Genomic DNA, 13617 nt, shown 5'->3' on the forward strand with positions numbered 1-13617 from the left:
CATACGAAATCGTTCGGAAAAGGAAGTTTCTCGTGAAGCGACTATTCTGTTTGGCCGCGATTGCGGCCGCTTTGATGGGGCACAGTTTTACCGCTCAAGCAGCAGGCGTAGAGTTCGCCGTGGGGCAAACCAGCGATTCGACCATGACCTATCGACTGGGCCTGCAATCCAATTGGGATTCGAGTTGGTGGCAGAGCGATGTCGGTCGTCTGACCGGTTACTGGAGCGGGGCTTACACCTACTGGGAAGGCGACAAGACTTCCAGCGCCAGCAGCCTCTCGTTTTCCCCGGTCTTCGTCTATGAATTCGCCGGTCAGAACGTCAAGCCTTATATCGAAGCGGGCGTTGGTGTCGCGGTGTTCTCCCATACCAAGCTGGAAGACAACAATATCGGCGGCGCCTTTCAGTTCGAAGACCGCTTTGGTTTCGGCCTGCGCTTCAACGGCGGTCATGAAGTCGGGGTTCGTGCCACGCACTATTCCAACGCCGGCATGGCCAGCTCGAACGATGGCGTAGAAAGTTACTCGCTGCATTACACAATGCCGCTGTAACGCAATTGCCCTTGTAGGAGCGAGCATGCTCGCGATAGCTGAAGGTCAGCCAACCCATTCGGTAACTGACACACCGTCATCGCGAGCATGCTCGCTCCTACAGGGGCATGCAGTTTTCCGAATCAGCGATACGCCGTCGAAATCCCCCGGCGCTCTTCGATGCACTCCGGCGCACCCATCTCGAACTCCCGGCAGATCAGCGGGCGTTGCTCGTAGATGGTGCACATCATCGTGTTGCGATCCAGCGCGGCACACCAGCCGTCGTCCAGGCGCAACATGACTTCCCCGCCCCAGTCATCGGTATCGATGAAGCGTTCAGGCACACCCGTGTCGGTGATCAACATGACTTCGAGCTGACAGCAGCAGGCTGCACAGGTCGAGCAAGTGACCGCGGGTTCGGCGATTTGCACATGGGCGATGGTTTTCATGGCGCGCAGTGTAAGGCAGTCACTGACTGCCGTGTGAAAGCTCTGACAGGCGTTCAGGCATCGAAGCGCCCGAGCAAAGGTGCGGTGATCGCCGAAGGTTTGGCCAGGAGCAGCTGCGCCGTGCCGATGGTGCGCTCCAGAAAACCACCCTCGCAGTAACACAGGTAGAACTCCCACAACCGCAGAAAGCACTCGTCGTAACCCAGCTCAGTCAAACGGCCCTGGGCGCGGCGAAAGTTCTCGTGCCACAGGCGCAAGGTACGCGCGTAGTGCAGGCCGAAATCTTCCATGTGCAACAGGTTCATGTCGGTGTCGCGGCTGACGACTTCGAGCATCTTCTGCACGCAGGGCAGGGCGCCGCCGGGAAAGATGTAGCGTTGAATGAAGTCGACGCTGCTCTTGGCCTGTTCATAGCGTTGCTCGCGGATGGTGATCGCTTGCAGCAACATTAAACCGTCGCTCTTGAGCAGGTGCGCACACTGTTTGAAATAGGTAGGCAGGAAGCGGTGACCGACGGCCTCGATCATCTCGATCGATACCAGCTTGTCGTATTGTCCGGTCAGGTCGCGGTAGTCCTCCAGCAGCAGGGTCACTCGCTCTTGCAGGCCAAGGTCGCTGATGCGGCGGGCGGTAAAGGCGTATTGTTCTCTGGACAGGGTGGTCGTGGTCACCCGGCAACCATAATGCTGCGCGGCGTACAGCGCCATGCTGCCCCAACCGGTACCGATTTCCAGCAGATGATCCGTCGGTTTCAATGCAAGCTTCTGGCAGATCCGCTCCAGCTTGTTCAGCTGCGCCTGTTCCAGGCTGTCGTCGGCGTGCAGGAATTGCGCGGCGGAATACATCATGGTCGGGTCGAGAAACTGTTCGAACAGGTCATTGCCGAGGTCGTAGTGGGCGGCGATGTTTTTCTGCGAGCCCTTGCGGGTGTTGCGGTTCAGCCAGTGCAACGCCTGCACCAGTGGCCGTCCCAGTTTCGCCAGGCCGCCCTCCAGCGCATCGAGCACCTCAAGGTTGCTGACGAACACGCGCACCACGGCAGTCAGGTCCGGCGAGGTCCAGTAACCGTGGATAAACGCTTCCCCGGCACCGACCGAGCCGTTACTCGCCACCAGTCCCCAGGCAGCGGGATCAATGACATGAATCTCCCCCAGCAACGGGCTGCCCGCAGCTCCGAAAACATGTCGTTCGCCGTCCTCGATCAGCACCAGCTGACCCTGTTTGAGGTGGGTCAGTTGCCGCAGTACACCGCGACGCAGAAGCGACCCGCTCAGGGCGTGGGTGTTGAAAAGGTTGGGTCTGGCCGAAATGCTAGAGGCTTTCATGGCGACGATCCTTGGGCAGAACAGTGGCGACTCGAACGCTGCCATCGGCAGCCTGATGGGCAAATAACGGCATGCGTTTGAGCAGCAGGCGCAGGGCCTGCCAATAGATGGTCAGGCAGGTCTTGGCGGTCATCCACGGAAAGCGCCACAGGTAGCGGTGCAGGCCGGTGCGGTCGAGGGTTTCACGATGGAGGTTGAGCGTGGCGTCGAAGAGTTTTCGTTCGCCCTGCCAATCGGCCAGGTGTACCCCCAGTTGCTTGGCCACCGGGCTGAAGGTCATGCGGTACTCGATGTCCCGGGGGAGGAACGGCGAAACATGGAACGCCTTGGCCACGGCGAAGTGTTGATGAAAATCGTGTATGTCCTGCGCCGGCCTGGCTGGTAAGACATAGTGGTAATGCTCGCCCCACGGCGTGTTGCTGACTTCGCAGATGATCGCCGCCAGTTGGCCGTCCGCCTCATGGCAGTAGAAAAAACTCACAGGGTTGAACGACAAGCCGAAACTGCGCGGCTGTGTCAGCAGATAGATCGACCCTTGGGGGACATGGCCGATGGCGTCGCCAACCAGTTGGCGCACCGCCTCGATCAGGCGCATGCCCCGCCCGGTGAAGACTTTCAGGTAGTCGCTTTCACGAAACGAGAAGGGCGCAAAACGGCCATGTCCGCACAGGCGCGACAAGCCAAGGACCGCCTCCTGCTCAGCAAGGTCCAGATAGAGCAGGCCGATCCGGTAGCGAAAGGCATGGCGCCTGGGAGCAAAACGCCGGTGGGCGACCCAGCCGCTGTAGAAGGCACTGTTCACAGTTCTTCCCCGAACGCACGGGCCACGCGCAGGGCGCTGACGACGCCATCTTCATGAAAACCATTGGCCCAGTACGCGCCGCAATACCAGGTGTGATTGACGCTGTTCAGTTCTACCCAGCGCGCCTGTGCGGCGACGGCTGCCAGGCTGTACTGCGGATGGGCGTAGGTGAATCGGGCGAGCACTTTGGCCGGGTCGATGCCAGCGCTCTGGTTCAGGCTGACGCAAAAGGTGGTGTCGCTGCGGATGCCTTGCAGGATGTTCATGTCGTAGGTGACGGCGGCCTGGCCCACGCCGCCCAGGCGGTAGTTCCAGCTGGCGCGTGCCAGCTTTCGTTCTGGTAGCAGCCGCGTGTCGGTGTGCAGCACCACTTCATTGTCGGCGTAGGGCAGGGCTCCCAGAATCGAGCGCTCGGCATGAGTCGGTGCACTGAGCAATCGCAGCGCCTGATCGCTGTGGCAGGCGAACACCACCTTGTCGAATTGCTCCCGTCCGGCAGCGCTGTGGATAACTACACCTTGCTCGTCGCGTTCGACCCGCGATACTGGACAGGCGAGGCGAATCCGTTGACGAAAGGACGCGGTCAGCGGCGCGATGTAGGCACTCGAGCCGCCCTCAATGACCTGCCACTGTGGACGATTGCTGACCGACAGCAGGCCATGATTCTTGAAGAAACGCACGAAGGCCCGCAGGGGAAAACTGAGCATGTCGGCCATGGACATCGACCAGATCGCTGCGCCCATCGGCACGATGTAGTGCAGGATGAAGCGTTCGCCGTAGCCGCCGGCCGCCAGGTAACTGTCGAGGGTGATGTCGGCGGAGATTGTGCCTGCGGCGAGATCGCGTTGCGCCTCTTTGTTGAAGCGCAGGATGTCGCGCAACATGCCCCAGAAACCGGGTGAAAGCAGGTTGCTGCGCTGGGCGAACAGGCTATTGAGACTATTGCCGTTGTACTCGAGCCCGCTGTCGGGATCGTTGACCGAAAAACTCATTTCCGTGGCTTTGTAGCGAACGCCCAACTGGCTCAGCAGACGCATGAAGTTGGGGTAGGTCCAGTCGTTGAACACGATAAAACCGGTATCCACCGCATAGCGCTGGCCTTCGACGGTCACGTCCACGGTGTGGGTGTGCCCGCCGATCCAGTCGCTGGCCTCGAACAGGCTGATCTCGTGAGCGCGATTGAGCAGGTAGGCGCTCGTCAGCCCCGAGATACCGCTGCCGATGATGGCGATTTTCACGGGAGATCCTTGATCGGCGGCGGCCTGCGCACCATGCGCTTGCCGATCTCCAGTTTGACCCGAGCGGGAAGTCTGGACAGTGGCCAGAGCACCGACATGAAGGCTGCCGGGAAGGCGATCTCCAAAGGGCGATCCTTGAGCTTTGCGAAGATGTGCCGCGCGGCTTTCTCCACAGGCCAACTGAGCGGCATGGGAAAATCGTTTTTCGCGGTCAGCGGCGTCTCGACAAAGCCGGGGCTGATCACCGTGACTTCAATGCCTTCCGGCGCCAGGTCGATGCGCAGCGATTCGAACAGATAACGCAGCCCCGCCTTCGAGGCGCCATAGGCTTCTGCCCGTGGCAATGGCAGGTAGGTCACTGAACTGGCCATGCCGATCAAATGTGGCGCGGTGCCCTTGCGCATCAACGGCAAGGCGACTTCGATGCAATAACTGCTGGCCAGCAGATTGGTGCGCACTACATGTTCGACGATGGAGGCGTCGAATTGCTTGGCATCTACGTATTCACAGGTGCCGGCATTGAGAATGACCGTGTCCAGCGCTCCCCATTCCTCGCTTATCAGCTCGCCGATTTCGCGCACGGTCTGGCTGTTGGTCAGGTCGCCGGCCACAATCAGCACTTGCCCCGGGTAGCGTTGCGACAATTCCTTGAGGGGCTCTATCGAGCGCGAACTGACGGCCAGGTGGGCACCAGTCTTGAGGATTTCTTCCGCCAAGGCGGCACCTATGCCGCTGCTGGCCCCGGTCAGCCAGTATCGTCGAGCAGGTGTAAGACTCATCCCAATCTCCTTTTCAGCCAGGCAATCGCCCGGCCCAATACAGGTAAATGCTCGTAAAGCAGCGCCCCGGCGTCGAAGTAGTCCCGGTGGCGATAAACCTTGTCGTCCCAAAGCAGGTGCGAGCATCCGCTGACCTGGATCGGCTGTCCGCCGGCCAGCCGCGGATGACGATAGCTCATGACCCAGCGCAGATAACCCTCGCCTTCCCTGACCTGATCGAAACCATGAAAGTCGAAGCGCAATTGGTGAACGTTGGCGTACAGCTCGCTGAAATATTCCTGCAATTGGGCAAGGCCCTGGACTTCGTGCAGCGGATCGGTGAAGTACACGTCCGGCGCGTAGAGGTCTGCGAGACGATGCAGGTTGTCTTTGTCCAGCTCGGCGAACTGCCGGGCGAAACGCTGCAGAAAGTTACTCATAGGCACTTCCCGCCAGCTCTACGCTGTCCTGGCGTGATGGCAGATTCTTGAACGCGGCCAAGGCGCGAGCCCGGGAGGCGTGCAGGTCGACGATGGGGGAGGGATAGTCCACGGCGCCGAACAATCCGCCGAGATTCGCCGGGTTGTGCACTTCCTTTTTACTCAACGAAGCCAGCTCCGGCAGCCAGTGCTTGATGAACACGCCTTCGGGGTCGAATTTCTCCGACTGGCTCAGCGGGTTGAATATCCGGAAGTAGGGCGCGGAGTCAGTGCCGGTCGATGAGCTCCATTGCCAGCCGCCATTGTTCGCGGCCAGGTCGCCGTCGATCAGGTGACGCATGAAAAAGCGTTCGCCCTCACGCCAGTCGATCAGCAGGTTCTTGGTCAGGAACATGGCCACCACCATGCGCAGGCGGTTATGCATCCAGCCGGTTTCCAGCAGTTGGCGCATGGCGGCATCGATGATCGGCAAACCGGTGCGTGCCTGTTGCCAGGCGGCGAGGTCGTCCGGGGCGTCACGCCAGGCGAGGGCCTCGGTCTCCGGGCGAAAGGCACGGTGCCGGGACACCCTTGGGTAGCCCACCAGAATGTGTTTGTAGAACTCGCGCCAGAGCAGTTCGTTGATCCAGGTGACGGCGCCCGGGTGGCCCGTTTCGAATTCGCCGTGGTTGCTCTGCAGGGCGGCGTGCAGGCATTGGCGCGGGGAAATCACCCCGGCGGCGAGGTAGGCAGAGAGCTGGCTGGTACCGGGCCTGGCGGGGAAATCCCGGTCATTGCCGTAGTACTCGATCTGCTGATCGGTAAAGGCATCGAGGCGACGTTGCGCTTCGTTCTCGCCTGCCGGCCAGAGGTTGCGCAACGTGTCACTGGGCACGGCGAAACCTTCGACAGAGTCGGGAAGCGCATCGCTGGCGAGATTCAGTGGCGCCTGGGCCTTGGGCGCGAGTACCAGACCGGGCAGCGAGTGATGCAGGCGTTCATAACAGACTTTGCGAAACTGGCTGAACACCTGGAAGTAGGTGCCGGTTCTGGTCAGCACACTGCCGGGCTTGAACAGCAGTTGGTCGAGGTAGCGCCGCACTTCAATGCCTTCAGCTTTGAGTGTCCGGGCGACAGCAGCATCGCGGCGGGTTTCATGGAGGCCGTACTCCTCGTTGAGGTACAGCGCATCGATCTGCAACTGCAGGCACAGATCCAGCAGCACCGCCGGTGCGTCGGCCCAGCTCGGGGCAGTGCGAATCAACAGCGGAATGTTCAGCCGGTCCAGTTCCAGACGCAATTCGCGCAGGTTGCGTAGCCAGAAGTCCACTTTGCATGGCGCGTCGTCATGTGCCAGCCATTGCTGCGGGCTCACCAGGTACACCGCCACGGTCGGGCCGCGCGCGGCAGCGGCCGAGAGGGCGGTGTTGTCATGTAGACGCAAGTCACTGCGCAGCCAGATCAGTTGCATTTTGGTGTCCACGCTATTCATTCAAATCAACCCTCGCTGAAGCAGTACCTGATGGGCTGACAACGGGTCTTCGGCCAAGTACAAATCAGCAGTCTCGGTAGTTCTTACGGACAACTCGGCGTGGTGGATGCATACCGTTGGTCCGGCAATGATTTTCGGACAACCGATGCCTTTCAACAGTCTGGGCAACTGAGCCAGGTTCATCGCTTTGCTCGAATACAGCAGTACGCCACGGGGTTGCAGGTGACCGACCGCCAGGGCCAGTTCGCCGACAGGCAGCGGCCAGTCGAAGACTTCCACCGGGCAATCGGCGCTGCTGATCAACCAGGCGGTGAGCCATAGATGCGGTTCCATCGGCAGGTCGGACTGGTTGATCAGCAGGAACGGCGCACTGCGCAGCTGTCGATTGTTGTGGTACAGGCGCGCGCCGAATTTGCTGCGCAGCCAGGCGCAGAAAAATACCCGTTCCATCTGCGCGCCGAACTGGCCCTGCCAGCGTTGTTCAAGGGCGACGAGCAAGGGCATCAACAGTTGCTCGCACAAGGTGCGCGGTGGATACAAGGCCATGGCTTGATTGATGGTGTCGTCGAGCAGGCGTTCGTTCAGTTCGGCGATGGCCTGTTGCAAGGTTTGCAGCGATGCCTGCCAATCGTTGTCGACCGATTCGCTGAAGGCCTGGGGTGTCTCGAGCAGTTGTTTGACCTGGCTGACGGCCACGCCACGGTTGAGCCAGGTGAGGATGGTCTGGATACGTTGCACATGTTCGGCACTGAACAGTCGATGCCCCTTGGGTGTACGGTGCGGCACGATCAGACCGTAACGCCGTTCCCAGGCGCGCAGGGTCACGGCATTGACGCCGGTCTGGCGCGCCACTTCACGAATCGGCAGCCAGCCGTCGTCGAGGGCTTTCTGGAAATCGTCGCCAAGGTCTTCGCTGGCGCTGGTATCGAGCTGGGTATTCATCAGAGGGCGTTTCGCAGGCTGAGATTTTCCGGGTGCGGTTGCAGGTAGACCTGCTGCGCGATGTAGGGATCGGGGTGTAAGCGGAAGTGATGCTTGAGCAGGGTCAGGGGAACCACTAAGGGCACGAAGCCCTGATGGTATTGGCGGATGACGTGCTGCATCTCCACTTTGTCTGCGGCGCTGATGGCGCGTTTCAGGTAACCGCTGAGGTGTTGCAGGACATTGGTGTGGGTGCGACGGGTGGCGCATTTTTTCAGGGCCGCCATCAGCTCGCTGAAGTAGCGCGGGCCGAGCTCGTCGGGGGCGGTATCGCCCATGTTGCCCAGCAGGTGGCCGAGGGCTTTGTACTGCGCCGGGTCATGGGCCATCAGCAGGTACTTGTAGCGTGAGTGAAACTCGGTGAGGCCGCGGCGGGTCAGGCCCTGCCCGAGCAGTTGCTGCCAGGCGCTGTAGGCGTAGACGCGGGTCAGGAAGTTTTCCCGCAGCACTGGATCATTGAGGCGACCGTCTTCTTCGACCGGCAGGTCCGGATGCGAAGCGCAGAACGCCTGGGCATAGATGCCGCGACCGTCTGCGCTTACCGGAGCGCCGTTGGCGTGGTAGACCTTGACCCGCTCCAGGCCACAGGACGGCGATCTGTGCATGAAGATGTAACCGCAGATATCTACCAGATCGGTCGCCATCTTCCGGCCATAGTCAGCCAATGGCAGGGTGACATTAAGACTGGGGTCGACAGTGCCCACGGCTTCGGGGTGTTGTGCTGTGCCGGTCAGCCTGATGGGTTGACGCGGAACGCCCATGCCGATGGCAACTTCAGGACACACCGCGATGAAGTCAAAGTGCTCAGCGAGTGTGCGGCTGCACAGGCGCGATTCCTTGTGACCGCCGTTGTAGCGCACCTCGAAACCCATCAGGCAGGCGCTGATGGCGATTTTCGGCTTGGCAGGGGAATGGGCCATCGGAGCACCTCGAATCTAAACTTGTACAGAAAGTTGAATCTGTACAACATGATTTCATCTTAGATTCGAAGCTGTACAAGTCAATTTTTTTGTACAGGTTTTCTGGCGGGCTGCTGTCCATGGCGACAGCAGCATGGGTTTTGCACGGTTACTGCAAGTGTTGGTGCAGGCGGCGGGCAGCCTCTTGGCCACTGAGCCATGCGCCTTCGACGCGGCCGGACAGGCACCAGTCGCCACAGGCATACAGGCCGAGATCAGCATCGGCGAGCGTGCCCCATTCATGACTGCTGGCAGGTCGGGCATAGAGCCAGCGATGGGCGACACTGAAGCTCGGTGCCGGCATGGAATCGTGCAGCAGTTCGGCAAAAGCGCCGTGCAGTTGTTCGATCACGGCTTCCTTGGACAGGTCGATGTGCTGCCGGCTCCAGGCGCTGGTGGCGTGCAGTACCCAAGTGTCCAGGGTGTTGTCGCGCCCGGGTTTGCTGCGATTGCGCGCCAGCCAGTCCAGTGGGCTGTCCTGCACGAAGCAGCCCTCCATCGGGGTGTCCAGCGGGGTCTCGAAGGCGAGAGCAATGGCCCAGGTCGGGTCCATTTTCACGCCGGCGGCAGCACCGGCCAGCTTGGGTGCCGAGGCCAGCAGGGCGGTGGCCTGCGGCGCGGGCGTGGCGATGACGACATGGCTGTACGGGCCGTGGGTGAACCCTTCGGCATCCTGCAGATGCCAATGCTCTTCACCGCGATAGACCTCGGTGATCCGGCAGGAAAAATGCACTTCGAGATTGCCGAGCAGCGCACGGGTGATGGCGCTCATGCGTGGCGTGCCGACCCAGCGGGTTTGTTCGTCCGGCGACAGGTTGAGCTGGCCGCCCTGATAGGTGTACAGCTGCGGTGCCCACTCGGCGACCCAGCCGTTGGCTTGCCAGCGTTGTACTTCAGTGACAAAACGGCGGTCGCGGGCGGTGAAGTATTGTGCCCCCATGTCCAGGGCGCCGGCATCGCTGTGCTTGCTCGACATGCGCCCGCCACTGCCGCGGCTTTTATCGAAAAGTTGAACGGTGTACCCGAGGTCTGTCAGGGCCTGGGCCGCGGAAAGTCCGGCAATGCCGGTGCCGATGATTGCGATAGGTACAGTCATTAGGGGCCTCGTTTACCTGTCTGTACAGACTACGCCGGGGGTCAAACCTGTACAATATTGTTTTTTGGTATAACTTTTAGCGTTCTCGTTCTGACGGCTTGGCCTATTGTTAACCATAGCGCCTGATCGATACCAAAGATCCCTGCTTATAAAAATAGACTAGCGGATAAGGTAAAACGCCACGCGAGGAACAAGTCATGCACATATTGCTGACCGGCGGTACTGGTTTGATAGGACGTCAGCTCTGTCGACTCTGGTTGGGCCAGGGACATCGCCTGACGGTCTGGAGTCGCAAGCCGGAAAAAGTCGCAAGCATATGTGGGGCGCAGGTGCGCGGGATTGCTCGCCTGGAAGACTTGGGGCAGGACGCCGTCGACGCAGTCATCAACCTCGCCGGGGCACCGATTGCCGACCGACCCTGGACGCACAAACGCAAAGCCCTGTTGTGGAGTAGCCGCATCAAATTGACGGAAACCCTGCTGGCCTGGCTCGAAAGCCGCGAACAAAAGCCGCAGGTGTTGCTCTCAGGTTCCGCGGTGGGATGGTATGGCGACGGTGGCGAGCGTGAGTTGACCGAGGACTCTGCGCCCGTCAGCGAAGATTTTGCCAGCCAGTTGTGCATTGCCTGGGAAGAAACCGCACAGCGCGCCGAGACCTTGGGCATTCGTGTGGTGTTGGTGCGTACCGGGTTGGTGCTATCGGCGGAGGGCGGCTTTTTGTCGCGGCTGTTGCTGCCGTTCAAACTGGGGTTGGGAGGGCCGATCGGCAACGGCCGGCAATGGATGCCGTGGATTCATATCGAGGATCAAATCGCCCTGATTGATTTTCTCCTGCAGCGCAATGACGCCGCCGGTCCCTATAATGCCTGCGCGCCGCAACCGGTGCGCAATCGTGAGTTTGCCAAGACACTGGGCAGCGTGTTGCATCGCCCGGCGTTCATGCCGATGCCCGCCCTGGCGCTGAAGGCGGGGCTGGGCGAGTTGTCATTGTTGTTGCTGGGGGGGCAGCGGGCCACGCCGGTGCGCTTGTTGAAAGCCGGTTTCACCTTCCGGTTCACGGATTTACGAGCGGCTTTGGACGACTTGTCCAGCCGCCTTTGAAATAGGACGTTGCATGACCGATCACGCGTTGCTTCTGGTCAACCTGGGCTCACCTGCCTCCACCTCGGTGGCGGATGTGCGCAGTTACCTCAATCAATTTCTGATGGACCCTTACGTGATTGACCTGCCGTGGCCGGTGCGACGGTTGCTGGTGTCGCTGATCCTGATCAAGCGCCCCGAGCAGTCGGCCCATGCCTATGCCTCGATCTGGTGGGACGAGGGTTCGCCGCTGGTGGTGCTCAGCCGTCGCTTGCAGCAGGCCATGACCCGCCAATGGCCTCACGGACCGGTCGAATTGGCCATGCGTTACGGTGAGCCGTCGATTGAATCGACCCTGGTGCGCATGGCTGCGGCAGGGCACAAGCGCATTACCTTGGCGCCGCTGTACCCGCAGTTCGCCGACAGCACCACGACCACGGTGATTGAAGAAGCCAAGCGCGTGTTGCGGGAGAAGAAACTCGACGTCCAGTTGTCGGTGCTTCAGCCGTTCTATGACCAGCCTGAATACATTGATGCATTGGTGGCGACGACCCAACCGTATCTGGAACAGGACTTCGATCACTTGCTGATGAGTTTTCACGGCTTGCCGGAGCGGCATTTGAAAAAGCTCAACCCCGGTCACAGCTTTGACGGTGGTGGTGATTGTTGCGCGGGTGCGCCGCCGGAAGTGGTTGCCACCTGTTATCGCGGCCAGTGCCTGCGCACCGCCGCACAGTTCGCCAAGCGCATGGGCTTGCCCGACGGCAAGTGGTCAGTGTCGTTCCAGTCACGCCTGGGACGGGCCAAGTGGATTGAACCCTACACCGAGGCGCGCCTCGACGAGTTGGCCAAAAGCGGCGTGAAGAAGATTCTGGTGATGTGCCCGGCGTTCGTCGCCGATTGCATCGAGACACTGGAAGAGATCGGTGATCGCGGCAAGGAGCAGTTCCGCGAAGCGGGAGGCGAGGAATTGGTACTGGTGCCATGCCTCAACGATGATGCGCATTGGGCGAAGGCGTTGGCAACCTTGTGTGAAAGGGCGCCATTGGCATTGTAAAAACACAAACTGTGGCGAGGGAGCTTGTCGAATCGTCGCACCGTCCCGCTGGGTCGCGAAGCGGCCCCAAAATCTTGCAGTCGATGAAGATTTTGTGAGCGCTGCGCACTCAAGCGGGAGCAAGCTCCCTCGCCACGAGTAAACCACGTGATTTTTTAGATCAGCGGATCATCCGCCTTCTTGTGCTTCCAGCCGTCGTTGCCCGGCAGCAACAGATTCAGACCGATCGCCACCACCGCGCACAGCGCAATGCCTTTGAGGCCGAAATCGTCCGGCCCGGTACCGGTGCCGATCAGTACGCCACCGATGCCGAACACCAGGGTCACCGATACGATCACCAGGTTGCGCGCCTCGCCCAGATCGATCTTGTGACGGATCAGGGTGTTCATCCCCACCGCCGCGATCGAACCGAACAACAGGCAGAGAATCCCGCCCATCACCGGCACCGGAATGCTTTGCAGCAGGGCGCCGAACTTGCCGATGAACGCCAGGCTGATGGCGAAGATCGCCGCCCAGGTCATGATTTTCGGGTTGTAGTTCTTGGTCAGCATCACCGCGCCAGTCACTTCGGCGTAGGTAGTGTTAGGTGGACCGCCGAACAGTCCGGCCGCCGTGGTGGCAATGCCGTCGCCGAGCAGGGTGCGGTGCAGGCCCGGTTTCTTCAGGTAGTCGCGACCGGTCACACTGCCCACGGCAATCACGCCGCCGATGTGTTCGATCGCTGGGGCCAGGGCCACCGGAACGATGAACAGGATGGCCTGCCAGTTGAACTCCGGTGCGGTGAAGTTCGGTATGGCGAACCAGGGGGCCGCGGCGATTTTTGCGGTATCGACCACGCCGAAGTAGAACGACATGCCGAAACCGACCAGCACGCCGGAAATGATCGGCACCAGGCGGAAAATGCCTTTGCCGAACACGGCGACGATCAGGGTGGTCAGCAGTGCCGGCATCGAAATCATCATCGCGGTCTGATAATGAATCAGCTCGCTACCGTCGCCGGCCTTGCCCATCGCCATGTTGGCGGCAATCGGCGCCATGGCCAGGCCGATGGAGATGATCACCGGGCCAATCACCACGGGCGGCAGCATGCGGTCGATGAAACCGGTGCCCTTGATCTTCACCGCCAGGCCCATGAAGGTGTAGACGAAGCCCGCCGCCATCACACCGCCCATGGTCGCGGCCAGGCCGAACTGGCCCTTGGCGAGAATGATCGGGGTGATGAAGGCAAAGCTCGAGGCCAGGAACACCGGCACCTGACGCCCGGTGACGACCTGGAACAGGATCGTGCCCAAACCGGCCGTGAACAGCGCGACGTTGGGGTCAAGTCCGGTGATCAGTGGCATCAGTACCAGGGCGCCGAAAGCCACGAACAGCATCTGTGCGCCCGACAGCACCGTGCGCCAGAGCGGATCGTTGAACTCATCCTGCATGG

General features: G+C 60.7%; 14 protein-coding genes. 3 read left to right on the forward strand and 11 right to left on the reverse strand.

Going from position 1 to position 13617, the window contains the following annotated elements; genetic code table 11:
- Positions 1-32 precede the first annotated feature (32 nt).
- Positions 33-551, forward strand: a complete 519-nt coding sequence (locus tag EIY72_RS17705) for an acyloxyacyl hydrolase (RefSeq protein WP_093213688.1) — start codon at positions 33-35, stop codon at positions 549-551.
- A gap of 122 nt (positions 552-673) precedes the next feature.
- On the opposite strand, the gene EIY72_RS17710 is transcribed toward EIY72_RS17705, so the two are convergent.
- The 10 genes from EIY72_RS17710 to EIY72_RS17755 all read right to left on the reverse strand — a co-directional run bounded on the left by EIY72_RS17710 (position 674) and on the right by EIY72_RS17755 (position 10049).
- Positions 674-979, reverse strand: a complete 306-nt coding sequence (locus EIY72_RS17710; RefSeq protein ID WP_093213700.1) for a YkgJ family cysteine cluster protein — start codon at positions 977-979, stop codon at positions 674-676.
- 53 nt (positions 980-1032) lie between these two features.
- Positions 1033-2304: an SAM-dependent methyltransferase gene (locus tag EIY72_RS17715; protein WP_093213704.1), complete on the reverse strand. Its 1272-nt coding sequence runs from the start codon at positions 2302-2304 to the stop codon at positions 1033-1035.
- Positions 2291-3106 carry a DUF1365 domain-containing protein gene (locus EIY72_RS17720; protein ID WP_093213709.1) on the reverse strand — a complete coding sequence of 272 codons (816 nt, stop codon included), beginning with the start codon at positions 3104-3106 and terminating at the stop codon, positions 2291-2293. The genes EIY72_RS17715 and EIY72_RS17720 overlap by 14 nt, the downstream gene beginning before the upstream one ends.
- A complete protein-coding gene (locus EIY72_RS17725) occupies positions 3103-4344 on the reverse strand; it encodes an NAD(P)/FAD-dependent oxidoreductase (protein WP_093213714.1) in 1242 nt (413 codons plus the stop codon). Before EIY72_RS17725 ends, EIY72_RS17720 begins: the two co-directional genes overlap by 4 nt.
- Positions 4341-5123 (reverse strand): SDR family NAD(P)-dependent oxidoreductase, encoded by a 783-nt coding sequence (locus tag EIY72_RS17730; protein ID WP_093213718.1) that lies wholly within the window; start codon positions 5121-5123, stop codon positions 4341-4343. The genes EIY72_RS17725 and EIY72_RS17730 overlap by 4 nt, the downstream gene beginning before the upstream one ends.
- Positions 5120-5542 carry a nuclear transport factor 2 family protein gene (locus EIY72_RS17735; protein ID WP_093213724.1) on the reverse strand — a complete coding sequence of 141 codons (423 nt, stop codon included), beginning with the start codon at positions 5540-5542 and terminating at the stop codon, positions 5120-5122. The genes EIY72_RS17730 and EIY72_RS17735 overlap by 4 nt, the downstream gene beginning before the upstream one ends.
- Complete coding sequence (gene phrB, locus EIY72_RS17740) at positions 5535-6992, reverse strand: deoxyribodipyrimidine photo-lyase (RefSeq protein WP_093230280.1); 1458 nt, start codon at positions 6990-6992, stop codon at positions 5535-5537. Before phrB ends, EIY72_RS17735 begins: the two co-directional genes overlap by 8 nt.
- A 21-nt stretch (positions 6993-7013) precedes the next feature.
- The gene (locus EIY72_RS17745) at positions 7014-7955 is read right to left on the reverse strand and encodes a MerR family transcriptional regulator (protein WP_093213730.1); all 942 of its coding nucleotides are present in this window, start codon (positions 7953-7955) and stop codon (positions 7014-7016) included.
- Positions 7955-8914, reverse strand: coding sequence for a YbgA family protein (locus EIY72_RS17750; protein WP_093213733.1), 960 nt, complete (start codon positions 8912-8914; stop codon positions 7955-7957). Before EIY72_RS17750 ends, EIY72_RS17745 begins: the two co-directional genes overlap by 1 nt.
- A gap of 148 nt (positions 8915-9062) precedes the next feature.
- Complete coding sequence (locus EIY72_RS17755; protein WP_093213736.1) at positions 9063-10049, reverse strand: NAD(P)/FAD-dependent oxidoreductase; 987 nt, start codon at positions 10047-10049, stop codon at positions 9063-9065.
- Positions 10050-10246: 197 nt separating this feature from the next.
- Here EIY72_RS17755 and EIY72_RS17760 point away from each other — a divergent pair, with 197 nt between their 5' ends.
- Together EIY72_RS17760 and hemH are read left to right on the forward strand one after the other, a co-directional pair.
- Positions 10247-11149 carry a TIGR01777 family oxidoreductase gene (locus tag EIY72_RS17760; RefSeq protein ID WP_093213740.1) on the forward strand — a complete coding sequence of 301 codons (903 nt, stop codon included), beginning with the start codon at positions 10247-10249 and terminating at the stop codon, positions 11147-11149.
- A 13-nt stretch (positions 11150-11162) separates the two neighbouring features.
- Positions 11163-12185 carry a ferrochelatase gene (gene hemH, locus EIY72_RS17765; RefSeq protein WP_093213744.1) on the forward strand — a complete coding sequence of 341 codons (1023 nt, stop codon included), beginning with the start codon at positions 11163-11165 and terminating at the stop codon, positions 12183-12185.
- A gap of 155 nt (positions 12186-12340) precedes the next feature.
- On the opposite strand, the gene EIY72_RS17770 is transcribed toward hemH, so the two are convergent.
- A complete protein-coding gene (locus EIY72_RS17770; RefSeq protein WP_093213749.1) occupies positions 12341-13615 on the reverse strand; it encodes a uracil-xanthine permease family protein in 1275 nt (424 codons plus the stop codon).
- Between the last annotated feature and the right edge of the window lie 2 nt (positions 13616-13617).

Origin of the sequence: Pseudomonas vancouverensis, from assembly GCF_004348895.1 — a bacterium.
In the GTDB taxonomy this organism is placed as follows: Bacteria; Pseudomonadota; Gammaproteobacteria; order Pseudomonadales; family Pseudomonadaceae; genus Aquipseudomonas; species Aquipseudomonas vancouverensis.

Excerpts from the sequence above, each read along its gene's own strand:
- EIY72_RS17715 (WP_093213704.1), bottom strand. The coding sequence starts at position 2,304 with ATGAAAGCCTCTAGCATTTCGGCCAGACCCAACCTTTTCAACACCCAC.
- EIY72_RS17710 (WP_093213700.1), bottom strand. The coding sequence starts at position 979 with ATGAAAACCATCGCCCATGTGCAAATCGCCGAACCCGCGGTCACTTGC.
- EIY72_RS17730 (WP_093213718.1), bottom strand. The coding sequence starts at position 5,123 with ATGAGTCTTACACCTGCTCGACGATACTGGCTGACCGGGGCCAGCAGC.
- EIY72_RS17760 (WP_093213740.1), top strand. The coding sequence starts at position 10,247 with ATGCACATATTGCTGACCGGCGGTACTGGTTTGATAGGACGTCAGCTC.
- EIY72_RS17735 (WP_093213724.1), bottom strand. The coding sequence starts at position 5,542 with ATGAGTAACTTTCTGCAGCGTTTCGCCCGGCAGTTCGCCGAGCTGGAC.
- EIY72_RS17750 (WP_093213733.1), bottom strand. The coding sequence starts at position 8,914 with ATGGCCCATTCCCCTGCCAAGCCGAAAATCGCCATCAGCGCCTGCCTG.
- hemH (WP_093213744.1), top strand. The coding sequence starts at position 11,163 with ATGACCGATCACGCGTTGCTTCTGGTCAACCTGGGCTCACCTGCCTCC.
- phrB (WP_093230280.1), bottom strand. The coding sequence starts at position 6,992 with ATGCAACTGATCTGGCTGCGCAGTGACTTGCGTCTACATGACAACACC.
- EIY72_RS17755 (WP_093213736.1), bottom strand. The coding sequence starts at position 10,049 with ATGACTGTACCTATCGCAATCATCGGCACCGGCATTGCCGGACTTTCC.
- EIY72_RS17745 (WP_093213730.1), bottom strand. The coding sequence starts at position 7,955 with ATGAATACCCAGCTCGATACCAGCGCCAGCGAAGACCTTGGCGACGAT.
- EIY72_RS17770 (WP_093213749.1), bottom strand. The coding sequence starts at position 13,615 with ATGCAGGATGAGTTCAACGATCCGCTCTGGCGCACGGTGCTGTCGGGC.